8 protein-coding genes are annotated in these 12,813 nt (G+C 73.1%); 3 read left to right on the top strand and 5 right to left on the bottom strand.

Annotated elements, in window-relative coordinates; translation table 11 throughout:
- Positions 1-16: 16 nt before the first annotated feature.
- The 3 genes from ACQ0O7_RS08595 to ACQ0O7_RS08585 all read left to right on the top strand — a co-directional run bounded on the left by ACQ0O7_RS08595 (position 17) and on the right by ACQ0O7_RS08585 (position 6,506).
- On the top strand, positions 17-1,363 hold the full coding sequence (locus tag ACQ0O7_RS08595) for a carboxyl transferase domain-containing protein (protein WP_430781273.1): 1,347 nt from the start codon (positions 17-19) through the stop codon (positions 1,361-1,363).
- An 11-nt stretch (positions 1,364-1,374) separates the two neighbouring features.
- Positions 1,375-3,381, top strand: a complete 2,007-nt coding sequence (locus ACQ0O7_RS08590; RefSeq protein ID WP_430781271.1) for a biotin carboxylase N-terminal domain-containing protein — start codon at positions 1,375-1,377, stop codon at positions 3,379-3,381.
- A gap of 110 nt (positions 3,382-3,491) precedes the next feature.
- Positions 3,492-6,506: a M4 family metallopeptidase gene (locus ACQ0O7_RS08585; protein WP_430781270.1), complete on the top strand. Its 3,015-nt coding sequence runs from the start codon at positions 3,492-3,494 to the stop codon at positions 6,504-6,506.
- A gap of 145 nt (positions 6,507-6,651) precedes the next feature.
- Here the strand turns inward: ACQ0O7_RS08585 and ACQ0O7_RS08580 are convergent, their stop codons facing one another.
- The 5 genes from ACQ0O7_RS08580 to ACQ0O7_RS08560 form a co-directional block, all read right to left on the bottom strand.
- The gene (locus ACQ0O7_RS08580) at positions 6,652-7,650 is read right to left on the bottom strand and encodes a serine/threonine-protein kinase (RefSeq protein ID WP_430781268.1); all 999 of its coding nucleotides are present in this window, start codon (positions 7,648-7,650) and stop codon (positions 6,652-6,654) included.
- Between the two features lie 31 nt (positions 7,651-7,681).
- The gene (locus ACQ0O7_RS08575) at positions 7,682-11,278 is read right to left on the bottom strand and encodes an adenylate/guanylate cyclase domain-containing protein (protein ID WP_430781267.1); all 3,597 of its coding nucleotides are present in this window, start codon (positions 11,276-11,278) and stop codon (positions 7,682-7,684) included.
- Positions 11,275-12,063, bottom strand: coding sequence for an MBL fold metallo-hydrolase (locus ACQ0O7_RS08570; RefSeq protein WP_430781266.1), 789 nt, complete (start codon positions 12,061-12,063; stop codon positions 11,275-11,277). The genes ACQ0O7_RS08575 and ACQ0O7_RS08570 overlap by 4 nt, the downstream gene beginning before the upstream one ends.
- Before the next feature lie 95 nt (positions 12,064-12,158).
- Positions 12,159-12,650 (bottom strand): RidA family protein, encoded by a 492-nt coding sequence (locus tag ACQ0O7_RS08565; RefSeq protein WP_430781265.1) that lies wholly within the window; start codon positions 12,648-12,650, stop codon positions 12,159-12,161.
- On the bottom strand, positions 12,647-12,802 hold the full coding sequence (locus ACQ0O7_RS08560; protein ID WP_093619400.1) for a DUF4177 domain-containing protein: 156 nt from the start codon (positions 12,800-12,802) through the stop codon (positions 12,647-12,649). The genes ACQ0O7_RS08565 and ACQ0O7_RS08560 overlap by 4 nt, the downstream gene beginning before the upstream one ends.
- Between the last annotated feature and the right edge of the window lie 11 nt (positions 12,803-12,813).

Here is a 12,813-nt window from a genome sequence, read left to right as displayed (position 1 = left end):
GCAGGGGTGTGGCGAGATGACCGTGCTCGACACCACGCTGGACCCGCGTGACCCCGCCTACCTCCAGGGGCGCAGCACCACCCTGGAACTTCTGGCCGACCTGGAGTCCGCTCTGGACGAGGCGCGGGCCGGCGGCGGCGAGAAGTACGTGACCCGGCACCACGCGCGCGGCAAGCTGCTGCCCCGCGAGCGCATCGAGATGCTGCTCGACCAGGACAGCCCGTTCCTGGAGCTGTGCCCGGTCGCGGCGCGCGGCTCGGAGTACCCGGTCGGGGCGAGCGTGGTCACCGGCATCGGCGTGGTCGAGGGCGTCGAGTGTGTTGTGGTGGCGAACGATCCGACGGTGGACGAGGGTGCGGTCAACCCGTACACGGTGGAGAAGATCCGGCGGGCCACCACGATCGCCTCGGTGAACCGGCTGCCCCTGGTCGGCCTGGTCGAGTCAGCCGGTGACACCAGCACCACGGGTGGACTGTTCCCGCCGGAGCGGGTGCCCTCGATCTGCGTGGTCTTCGGGGCCGCCACCGGGGACGCCGCCTATCTGCCGGCGCTGTGCGACTACACGATCCGGGTACGCGGTCACGCCAAGGTGCTGACCATCCACCCGCAGCCGATAAACGGTCACACCACCGTCGACGTGCGGGCCACCCCGGTGGTGCCGGCCGGTCCGGACGGGCCCGCGGACCTGCTGGCCGAGGACGAGCGGGACGGTCTGCGGCTGGCCCGGCAGAGTGTGCGCCGGCTGAACTGGCGCAAACACGGGCCGCCACCCCGCAACGCCCGGCCCCGGCCGCCCCGCCACGACCCGGAGGGCCTGCTCACCCTGGCCGCCACCGATCCGGCCGCGTTCGACGCCCGTGAGGTGTTCGCCCGGATCCTGGACGACAGCGACTTCGACGAGTTCAAACCCGGTCACGGCACCGCCCTGGTCGCCGGATGGGGTGAGCTGCACGGCTATCCGCTGGGGGTGCTGGCCGCCCCGGTCCGCTCCTGCACGGCCGTGGAGGCCCAGAAGGTGGTGCACTTCCTGCACCTGGCGAACGCCACCGCCACCCCACTGCTCTTCCTCCGGCACGCCGGTGCGCCGGTCGGGGTGCCCGCCGACGAGGTGCACGACGCCCCGATGGCACACGCCATCGCCCGGTCCACCGTGCCGCACCTGGCCCTCACCGTCGGTGACGCCACCGGCGAACGCACCGACGAGCCCCGCTTCCGGTTCAGCTGGCCGGCAGTCGGCGCGACCCCGGCCGATGACGGTGTCATCGATCCCCGCGACACCCGTACGGTCCTCGGCCTCTGCCTCTCCGCGGTGCACAGCGCGGCCGTGGAGGGTGCCGGCCACGTCGGCGTGTTCCGATCTTGAAAGGTAGACCAGTGATCCGACGACTTCTGGTGGCCGACCGTGGAGAGGTCGCCCGCCGGGTGTTCGCCACATGCAGGCTGGTCGGCATCGAGACGGTCGCCGTCTACTCCGACGCCGACACCGACGCACCGCACGTCATCGAGGCCGACTACGCGGTTCATCTGCCCGGCAACACCGCGTCGGCCACCTACCTGCAGACCGAGACGCTGATCGCGGCCGCCCAGCGGGCCGGCGCCAACGCCGTGCACCCGGGTGTCGGGGTGCTGGCCGAGAGCCCCGGTTTCGCCCAGTCGGTGGTGGACGCCGGGATGATCTGGGTGGGCCCGCCGCCGGCCACCCTGCGCACCCTGGTCGCCAAGATCGAGACGAAGAAGCTGGTCGCCGAGGCCCAGGTGCCGGTTCTGCCGACGTTCACCGACCCGGAGCAGGTGCCCGGTTTCCCGGTGCTGATCAAACCGGCCACCGGCACCGGTGGGTACGGCATGCGGGTGGTCCGGGACGCCGGGACCCTCGCCGAGGCGATCGCCTCCACCCGGCGCGAGGTCGGCGGGGACGTCTTCTGTGAGCCGTACGTCGGCAACGTCCGGCACATCGAGGTCCCGATCCTGGCCGACGCCCAGGGCGCGGTCATCCCGTTCGGCGAGCGGGAGTGCTCGGTGCAGCGCCGCTATCAGAAGATCGTCGAGGAGACCCCCTCCCCCGCGGTCGACCCGGCGTTGCGCGAGGACCTGTGCCGGGCGGCGATCGTCGCGGTCCGCGCGCTCGGCTACGTGGGGGCGGGCGCCGTCGAGTTCCTGCTCGACGCCAACGGCGACTTCTGGTTCCTGGAGCTGACCCCGACCCTGCAGGCCGACCACGCGGTCACCGAGTGTGTCTCCGGCTACGACCTGGTCCGCCTCCAGCTGCTGGTGGCCGAGGGCGGCAGTGTGCCGATGCCCGGCCCGCCGCCGATCCGCGGGCACGCCATCGAGGTGCGGATCCGGGCCGAGGACCCGGCCTACGCGTGGCTGCCGGCCAGCGGCACGCTGCACAAGTTCGCGGTCCCGGACATCGCCGGCTGGTTCCGCCCGCTGCCGCAGCCCGGCCTGCGCCTGGACGCCGGCGTCACCGACGGCTCGGTGATCGGCATGCACCACGATCCGATGCTGGCGAAACTGGTGGCCTGGGCGCCCAGCCGCCAGGAAGCCGCCCGGATGCTCGCCTCCGCCCTGGCCCGCACCCACCTGCACGGTGTGGTCTCCAACCGGGATCTGCTGGTCCGGGTGCTGCGGCACCACGCCTTCCGGGCCGGCGACACCGACACCGGATTCCTCGACCGGCACCCCGAGGTCTTCGCCCCGCTGCTCTCCTCGGTCGACGCGGTCCGCCTGTCCTGCCTGGCCGCCGCCCTGGCCGGAGCCGCCGCCCGGCGGGCCGGAGCGCCGGTGCTCAGCTCCCTGCCGTCCGGCTGGCGCAACGTCCCGTCCGGCTCGCAGACCGCGGTCTACGACGGCCCGACCGGCCCGGTCGAGGTCGGCTACCGGATGAACCGGCACGGAGAGCTGGCCGGCTGGTGGGTCCGGGCCGTCGACCCGGAGGAGCTCGATCTGGCCGGTCTGGGCCAGGCTCCGGTCACCGACGAACACCCGTCGGTCGTGGTGGTCCAGGCCGACAGCGACCGGGTGGTCCTCAACGTGCAGGGCATCCGGCTGGCCGTCCACGTACACCGGGTCGGTGACGTCTCATATGTGGACAGTCCGGAAGGGTCGGTTGCGCTCCGCGAGATCTCCCGTTTCCCGCTGCCCGCTCCGGAGGCGGTCGAGTCGTCGCTGATCGCCCCACTGCCCGGCGCGGTCCGCCGAGTGCTGGTGGTTCCCGGCCAGCGGGTCCGGGCCGGGGAGCTGCTGCTCACCCTGGAGGCGATGAAGCTGGAGCACCCGGTGCACGCTCCGGCCGCCGGGGTGGTGGCGTCCCTGCCGGTCCAGCCGGGGGCCGAGGTGGACACCGGCGAGCTGCTGGCGGTCCTCGACCCCGAGTAATCATCTATTCATCTACAACAATTCACGTCGTACCCGTATCGTCCCATCGTCATCGATGTGGACGGGGGAATGTGACGATGGCTGTACGACATCGCCGTGCCTTGATCGGGATGTCCGCTCTTCTGGTGCTGACCGGGGGCGGAATCACGATCATCGAACGGGAGGAGGAGGTCCCGCGGTTCGTCGGCGTGGCCGCGACACCCACTCCACAGCAGACGACTGTCGAACCGAAGGACCCGGCCGCGACGCCGAAGCCGGCGGTCACGCCGAGCCGGGCGGTGGCCGACACCACGGCCCGGTTGACGGCCAACGGACCGGCGATCAGGTCGGCGCCGGACGAGAAGTACCGCGCGGTGGACGCCGTGGTGGACCCGGACGGCGAACGGCACGTCCGGTTCCAGCGGACCCACCGTGGCCTGCCGGTGATCGGCGGCGACTTCGTGGTGCACTCGACCGCGGGCGGTGGGTTCACCGGCGTCACCGTGGCCCAGCGACAGCCGATCGACGTGCCGGCGACCGCGGCGGTGAGCCGGGCGCGGGCCGTGACGGCGGCCGGGCTCGACCGGACGGCCACGGCCCGGCGGGTGGTCGACGCCCGGGAGCGGGTGCCGGCCCTCGCCTGGGAGGTGACCGACGGCCGGGAGGTGGTGCTGGTCGACGCGACGACCGGGAAGGTCCGGCTGACGTACGACACGGCCGAGCACGCCGCGGCCGGCACCGGTCACGGGCTCCAGGTCGGTGACGTGGAGCTGGACACCACCCGGGCCGACGACGGCTCCTACACGCTCGTCGACCCGAAGCGGGGCGGCAACACCGTGCGGGACGCGCTGAACCAGACCTACCCGGCCCGGATCGGGACTTCCGCCGAGTTCACCGACGCGGACGGCGAGTGGGGTGACGGCACTCCGGCGGACCGGTCCACCGCCGCCGTGGACGTGCTCTACGGGATGGCGCGGACCTGGGACTACCTGCTGGAGACGTTCGGCCGGTCCGGGCTGAAGAACGACGGCCAGGGCGCTGTCGCGTACGTCCACCACTCGGTGAACGAGTCGAACGCCTCGTGGCGGGGCGGTTCCTGCCGCTGCATGCTGTTCGGCGACGGCTCGGGGATGTTCGGCCCGTTCACCACGATCGACGTGGTCGCCCACGAGATGGCGCACGGTCTCGACGAGGCCACCGCGAACCTGCTCAACGCCGGTGAGTCCGGCGGCCTGGGCGAGGCCAGCAGCGACATCTTCGGCACGCTCGTCGAGTTCGCCGCGAACAACCCGGCCGATCCGCCGGACTACCTGATCGGCGAGAAGCTGAATCCGGCCGGGCCGCCGCTGCGCCGGATGGACGAGCCGAACCTGATCGGGAAGTCGGTCTCCTGCTGGTCGCCGACGATCAAGGACCTGGACGAGCACAACTCGGCCGGGGTGGGCAACAAGTTCTTCTACAACCTGGCCGTGGGCAGCGGCTCCTCGCGGTGGGGCGACAGCACGCCGTGTGCGGGCGCCGGCCCGGTCACCGGGATCGGCAACGACCGGGCGGCCCGCATCTGGTACCGCGCGCTGACCGTCTACATGGTGTCGAACACCGACTACGCCGGGGCGCGGGAGGCCACCCTGCTGGCCGCCACCGACCTGTACGGCCCGGACAGCACCGAGCGGGCCACCGTCGACGCCGCGTGGAAGGCCGCCGGGGTGGACGGTTCCCGCCCGGGGTACGGAGCGCCGCAGATCGACCGCTTCGCGGACCCCTCGCCCGCCCTGCGGATCGGCACGCCGGTCCGCGTCCAGGTGACCGCCAAGGACCCGCAGGGCCAGCCGGTGACCTTCAGCGCCACCAAGCTGCCGCCCGGGGTGTCGATCGACGCGGCCGGCCTGATCTCCGGGGCGCCGACGGTCCGGGGCGAGTACCAGAGCCTGATCAAGGTGACCGACCCGGACGGCAACAGCAGCGACGAGGTGATGTGGTGGATCGTCAAGGGGCCGCCGGTGGTGCAGTCGGTGTACCCGCCGATGAGCTGGCAGCTCGGCTCCCGGCCGGTGGTGGGCCGGTTCAGTGCCACCTTCGCCGACGTCCCCGACTACATGGACGACAGCGACAAGGCGGTCCGGGTGACCGTGACCGGGCTGCCGCAGGGCTTCAGCATGTCGGTGAGCCGGCCGAACTACGGCGGTGTCTACCACGCCGACGTCGTCGGGATCGTCGAGGCGGCCGGGCGCGGGACGGCCGTGTTCACCGCCACCGACGCCGACGGGGAGCAGGTGACCGCCTCGGTGCCGTGGGAGGTGCTGCCCGCGACCCTGCCCGGTCATCCGGACCCGGTGGCGGTCACCGGCGGCAACGGCACCGCCCAGGTGACGTGGGACCGGCCCTCCGGGGGCAGCACGGCGCCCACCGGGTATCTCGTGCGGGTCTCGGGTGGCGCCGTGACGAGACTCGACGACAAGGCCCGCTCGCTGACCCTGACCGGCCTGGACATCCGAAAGTCGTACACCGTCGGCGTCCGGGCCACCAGCACGATCGGTGACGGCGCGGAGCGGACCGTCACGCTGGCACCGACCGGCCTTCCGGTCACGGCGTCTCCGGCGGCCATCAGCCACGGCAAGACGTCGGTGCTGAGTGGGCGGGTCCTGCGCGGCAACACCTCTCCGGTCGCCGGGGCCACCGCGACCCTGGAGTCCCGGCCGGCCGGGAAGACCACCTGGGGCCGGGTCGCCACGGTGAAGACCGATGCCAAGGGCACCTGGCGGTCCACTGTCAAACCGGCCACCACCACCGCCTACCGGGTGCGGTTCACCGGCTCCACCGGCATGTGGCCGGCCACCTCGGGCACCGCGTCGACGAGTGTGCGCTCCACGGTCTCGGTCAAGGCGAGCACGACCAGGCCCAAGGCGAACAAGAAGATCAAGATTTCCGGTACGGCGAAACCCGCCCGGGCCGGTGTCAAGATCACCTTGCAACGGAAGTCCGGATCGCGCTGGGTGACGATCACCAGCACGAAGACCACCAAGACCGGGACGTACGCCTTCTCCCGCGCCTTCAAGCGGGGCACCTGGCCACTACGGGTGGTGGTGGCCGGCAGCGCCTACAACACCACCGCGAACAGCACCACGGTCACGATCAAGGTGAAGTGACCGGGGCGGCCGCCGGGTTCCCGTGAGGGGACGCTCAAGCCCGGCGGCCGCGGCACGGCGGTGCGGGTGCTTCATCTCGCGCGGTGGAGACGGGAGGTGTGGTTCGGCGCGGGGCCACGCCGACCCCGTATCGCCGCAAGGGTTTTCAGCCTCCGAAGAACCATTTCTGGAAGAAGCCCTTGCGGTCCGGGTTGTTGTGGACCGTGGGGGTCTCGTCCAGTGTCGGCGTGCTCGGCGGGATGGGCCGGGGGCGCGGCGGCGGGACGTGGTTGGGGCGGGGCGCCCGGTAGACGGCCGGTGGCGGCTGGGGTGTCGACGGGTCGAGGTGGAGGTTGTTGAGCAGGTCGCGGAGCTGTTCGGCGGTGGGCCGGGCGGTGGGGTCGTTGTCCATGCCGTAGCGGAGCACCGCGACCAGCCGCTCCGGGACGCCGGGCAGCTCCGGGATCGGGTGGTTGAACAGGTCCATCAGGGTGAGGATGCTGGGGCTGCGGTTGCTCTCCCAGCGGGGTGGCCGGCCGCTCATCACCGCGTACAGCGTGGCGCACAGGGCGTAGACGTCGGCGGCGCCGGACGGGCTGTCGTGGCGGAACATCTCGGGCGGCGCGTAGGCCGGGGTGAGCACTTCGAGGGTGACCGACGAGTCGCGCATCTCGCCGAGGACGGCCAGGCCGAAGTCGGCGAGGACGGCGGCGTTGAACTCGGAGTAGAGGATGTTGGCCGGTTTGACGTCCCGGTGCAGGACCCCGTTGGCGTGCGAGTGCACCAGCGCGTCGGCGATCTTGATGCCGACGTCGCGGGCCTCGACCGGGTCGAGGGGGGAGACGCGCATGCGGTCGAGGTACGACCCGTCGCACAGCTCCATGATCAGGTAGGGGTGCTGGTCCACCGTGACGCCGACGTCGAACAGGTCGACGACGTGCGGGTGGGAGGACATCCGGCCGGCGGCGCGGGCCTCACGCAGGAATCGGGCCTGGTCGCGCGGGTTGTCCAGGGTCCGGTTCTCGACCTTGATGGCGACGTCACGGCCGACCGAGTCCTGCGTCGCCCGGTACACGGTGGCATAACCACCCCGTGCCATGACCGACAAACCGGACATGCCCGGCACGTATGGTACGGGAAGGGCGCCAGGCGGAGTCTCCGTCACGAGATAGAAAATACGCCAGCCGCTCGGAAGATCATCCGGGCACGTCAGACGCGTAGGCGACAGTTTCCTCGACAGCGGTCACCGCGAGGGTGTCACACAGCTCCTGAGCGGCCGCTCGCTCGCTGGTCTGCTCGGTCGAACGCGCCAGTCGGACCGCCTCCTCGGCCGCCGCGCGGGACTCCTCGCACCGATCCGCGGCGGCCAGCACCCGGGCCCGGACCATAGCGCAGATCACACTGCTGCGGACGTCCTCGGCGGGCACCGCACCGGCCCGCTCGATCCACGTCAGCGCCGACTCGACCCGGCCGTCGGCCAGAAGAGCCGACGCGTACGACGCGAGCGCGTGCCGCCGGGAGAACAGCAGCGACGGCGTCGCGTTGTCGGTGGCGATCGGCGCCAGCAGCCCGATCGCGGTGGTCGCGTCCCCGGCCCGGACCCGCGCCTCGGCCAGCAGCACCCGCGGGCCGACCTGAGCCGGGGCCATCGGGTTGTGCGGCTCGACCGAGGTCATCACCCGGCGCGCGTCGGCCTCCGCGGTCGCCAGGTCGCCGAGCTGCAGGGCGACGAACCCGCGCAGCGTCCCGGCCATCCCGAGCAGCAGCGGATGGCCGGTCCGGTCGGCGTAGCCCAGCGCGTCGGTGAGCAGGTCGTAGGCGTGCTCCGGCTCGTTCAGCCCGCGGGCGGTGGCGCCCCGCACCACCAGGGCCAGGCCACAGCCCCAGTCGTCGTTGACGTCGAGGAATTCGCCGTACGCCCGGCGCGCCTGCCCGTCGGCCGCGCCCAGATCACCGAGTTCGGCCGCCGCGTACGCCTCGACCACCCGCAGTGTGCCGACCGCCCAGCCCTCGCCGACCCGGTCGCCGAACGGCAGGAAGAGCCGGGCCAGCCGGCGGGCCTCCTGGAGCCGGCCGGCCAGCAGCCGGGCGAACGCCGTGGTGCCCCGCAGCCAGGCCCGCCCGACCGGATCGCCGAGTTCGGCGAAGAGCCGGGCGGCCCGGCCGAGCACCGCGTCGGTGCCGGCGAAGTCTCCGCGGGTGGTGGTCACCCAGGCGAGGTTCTGCAGGGCCCAGGCCTGCCCGTGCCGGTCCCCGGCGGCGAGCGTGACCTGGTAGGCGGCGGCGAACCGGCTGCTGGCCTGGCTGAGCCGCCCGTTCAGGAAGTCGGCCATGCCGAGGCGGCGCATCGCGTTGGCCCGCTCCGGCAGCAGCTGCGCCTCGGTGGCCACCTCCAGGGCCTCCTGCCAGGCGGTGACGGCCCGGCCGGAGTCACCGAGCGCCTCGTACGCCCGGCCCACCACGATCATCGCCTCGGCCCGGCAGACCGGCTCGTCGGCCGAGCTGACCGCGATCTTCTCGCCCAGGGCGAGCGCCTCCTCGGCCCGGCCCAGGCGCAGTTGAGCGCGGGCCAGCACCAGCTGGTCGGGCAGTGGCAGCTCGCCGTTGGCCAGGGCGGTGGCACGGTCGGCGTACTCGATGGCGGCGGCCGGTTCGATGTCGGCCAGGGCGCGCCGGGCCATCCGGCCGAGGGCGGCCACCCCCAGCGGGGCCACCTCGCGGGCCGCCGCGTCGGGTCTCAGCCGGACCGCGTCGGCCAGCTCGACCGCGTGCTCGGCGTGCATGGCGATGAACGCGTCCCGCTCGGTGCCGGCCAGGTTGAGCCGGTCCGCGCCGTCGTGGCCGGGCCGGTCGACGGTCTCCGGCGCGGCCCAGGCGGCCAGGTAGGCGTGCCGCTCGGCCAGGTCGGCCTTGCCGATCCCGGCATACGCCGCCTCCCGCATCAGCGGGGTGGTGAACCGGTAGCCGCCCCGGGAGCGGTGCAGCATGCGGCGCTGGAGCAGTTCGTCGACGGTCCGGTCGAGTTCGACCGGGACCACCACGCCGGGCCGGGTGTCGGCGGCCGCCCGGCGCTCCTGGAGGGCCTCCAGGACCCCGCTGGGTACGGTCGTGCCGGCCACCGACGCGTCCCGCAGCACCGAGCGGGGCTCCGGGGAGAGGGCGTCGATGCGGGCGGCGAGGACGGCGGCCAGGTCGCGGGAGAGCAGCCGGCTGCCGAGCGAGCCGGCGGCCAGTTGCCAGCGGCCCACCGTGTCGGCCTCCTCGGCCGGGGTGAGCGCGCCCCGCTCCATCAGCAGGGTGACCATCTCGGCCAGGTAGAACGGGTTGCCCTGGGCGTTGGCGAGCAGCCGGTCACTGTCCGCCGGGGGCAGTTTGCCGCCGTGCAGATAGGACGTGAGCAGCCGGGAGGCGTCGGCGCCGCGCAGCGGGGGCAGGGCGTGCACCTCGGCGTCGGCGAGCCGGCTCATGGCCCCGGAGCGGACCAGCTCGGGCCGGCCGAGCAGCAGCGCGACGACCGGGCCGTCCAGCAGCCCGAGGGTGCGCCCGATGGCGTCCAGTGTGGTGTCGGTGGCGTCGTGCAGGTCGTCCACGATCACCACCAGCGGTTCCTCGGCGGCGAGCGCGTTGAGCAGTTCGGCGACGGCCTCGGCGATGGCTTCGGCGTCGATGCGCCGGCCCCTGCCGGGCCGGTCGGCGGGGGCGGCCGGGCCGACCGGGCGGTCCGGGGCGTCACTGAACCCGAGCAGGCTCAGCAGCCGGTCGTAGTCGAGGGTGGCGTCGATCCGGCCGGCGAGTTTGCGCAGCCGCTCCTCGACGACGGTCCGGGCGACGGTGGTGGCGACGTCCTTGGGCAGGGCGGCGGCCTTGCGGACGATGTCGGCGAGCGGGGCGTACCGGCGGCGTTCGCCGAAGGCCCGGCAGCGCACCCGCAGCACCCGGGCGCCGTGCCCGTTGTAGTCGGCGGCCAGGCGTTTGACCTCGCCGGCGAACCGGGACTTGCCGATGCCCGCCTCGGCGGTCATCACCAGGATCTTCGGGGCGCCGGTGTCGATCGCCTCGGCCAGCCGCCCGGAGACCCGGCCCAGCTCGGCCTCCCGGCCCACATAGGGCGCCTCGTCGCCGAGGCCGGAGCGGGTGCCCGGGGCGTCGTGCAGGCCGAGCAGCTCATAGGTGGGCACCGGCTCGCGTTTGCCCTTGAGCCGCAGCGGGCGCAGCTGCCGCCAGGAGGCCACGTGCCGGGTGCCGGCGCTGGTCCGCTCGCCGGCGTAGACGGTGCCGATGGCGGCGGCGTCGGCCAGCCGTGCCGCGGTGTTCACGGTGTCGCCGATCACCGTGTATTCGATGCCGGCCTGCACGCCGGCGACCACCTCGCCGGTGTTCAGCCCGATCCGCAGGCCGACCGGGGCGCCGCCGCCGCGCTCGTCGTCGAGGACCCGCCGGACCGCGCGCTGCATGCTCAGCGCGGCCCGGACGGCACGCTCGGCGTCGTCCTCGTGGGCCACCGGGGCGCCGAAGACGGCCATGATGCCGTCACCGGTGAGCTTGTCGACGTGCCCGCCGAACGTCTTGACCGCGCCGGCCAGTGCCGCGAGCACCCGGTCGGTGACCGCGCCGACCCGCTCCGGGTCGAGGTCCTCGGAGAACGAGGTGAAGTCGGAGAGGTCGCCGAAGAGCACCGTGACGATGCGCCGTTCGGCGGCCGGGAGCAGGGCCGCGGAGGGCAGCGCGGCGCCGCAGTGGTGGCAGTAGCGGGCGCCGGGGACCGGGACGGTCCCGCACACCGGACAGGTCACGGCGTCGTCTCCCGGCGCAGGTGGTCGATCTGAGCGGCGGCGGACCACTCGGCGGCGAACCGCAGCGACGGATCGAGGTCCGGGTAGACCAGGTCGACGACCGCGGCGGGGGTCTCGGCGCCGGCCGCCATCGCGGCCGCGACCTGCGCCAGCCGCGCCCGGCGATGATTCAGATAGAAGCGGGCGCGCTCGGCGGTGTCGCCGCGGGCCGGTCCGTGGCCGGGCAGCATCAAGGCTTGCCGGTACGCGCTGAGCAGCTCCAGACTCCGCAGGTAGGCACCCAGATCGCCGTCCGGTGGGGCGACCACCGTGGTGCCGCGCCCGAGCATGGTGTCACCGGTGAACACGGCCTCCGCGACTCCGTCGTGCTCCACCAGGAAGGACACCGAGTCGCCGGTGTGGCCGGGGGTGGCCAGGACGCGGATCGTCAGGCCGTCGCCGTCCAGGATCTCGCCGGGCTCGAACGGCTCGCCGTGCTCGGGTGCCGCGGCTCGCACCGGCACCCCGCCGAGCAGCTCGGACAGCCGGGCGGCACCCTCGACGTGATCATGATGACCGTGGGTGATCATGATGCGCTCGATCCCGTCGTGCCCGGCGATCCGGCGCAGGTGGCCCTCGTCGAGCGGCCCGGGGTCGATCACGGTCGCCCGTGCCGAGCCGGGTGCCCGCAGCAGCCACGTGTTGGTGCCGTCCAGCGTCATCGGCCCCGGGTTGGGCGCCAGCATCAGCGTCACCCAACCCGGTAGCCGGTCGACCTCGGCCGACTCGGGCTCAGCACCCCCCATGCCCCGAATCGTACGTCGGCCCGGCACCGATGACCGAGACACGATGTCCGATCCGGTCACCATCGGTGAGCAAAATGTGCCGAACCACCGCAAGATCACGCCACTTCGGCGATGACCTCGACCTCGACCGGAGCGCCCAGGGGCAGCTCGGCGACACCGACCGCGCTGCGGGCGTGCCGTCCCTGCTCACCGAGCACCGCGCCGAACAGGTCGGACGCCCCGTTGATCACCACCGGCTGGCCGGTGAACCCGGGCGCCGAGGCGACGAACCCGGTCACCTTCACGATCTTGACGACCCGGCCCAGGCCGACCAGGGAGTCGATGGCGGCCAGCGCGTTGACGGCGCAGGTCCGGGCCAGGCCGTTCGCCTCCTCGGCACTCACCTCGGCGCCCACCTTGCCGGTCACCGCCAGCTTGCCGTCGACGAACGGCAGCTGGCCGGAGACGTAGACGTGGTTCCCGGACTGGACGGCCGGCACGTAGGACGCGACCGGGGGAACCACCTCGGGCAGCGTGATGCCCAGCTCGGCGAGCTTGGCGTAGGCGTCGACGCCGCCCGCACCCGCGACGGGCGCCGGGGTGGTCACGACTTCGGCCGCTTCAGGTAGGCCACCAGCTGCTCGGGGTTCGGGCCCGGGACGACCTGGACCAGCTCCCAGCCGTCCTCACCCCAGTTGTCGAGGATCTGCTTGGTCGCGTGGACCAGCAGGGGCACGGTGACGTACTCCCACTTCTGCATGGCTGACGATC

This window comes from Actinoplanes sp. G11-F43, assembly GCF_050589265.1.
Lineage (GTDB): Bacteria > Actinomycetota > Actinomycetes > Mycobacteriales > Micromonosporaceae > Actinoplanes.
The sequence above is the reverse complement of the archived record's forward strand: the minus strand, read 5'-3'. Positions and strand labels throughout refer to the sequence as shown.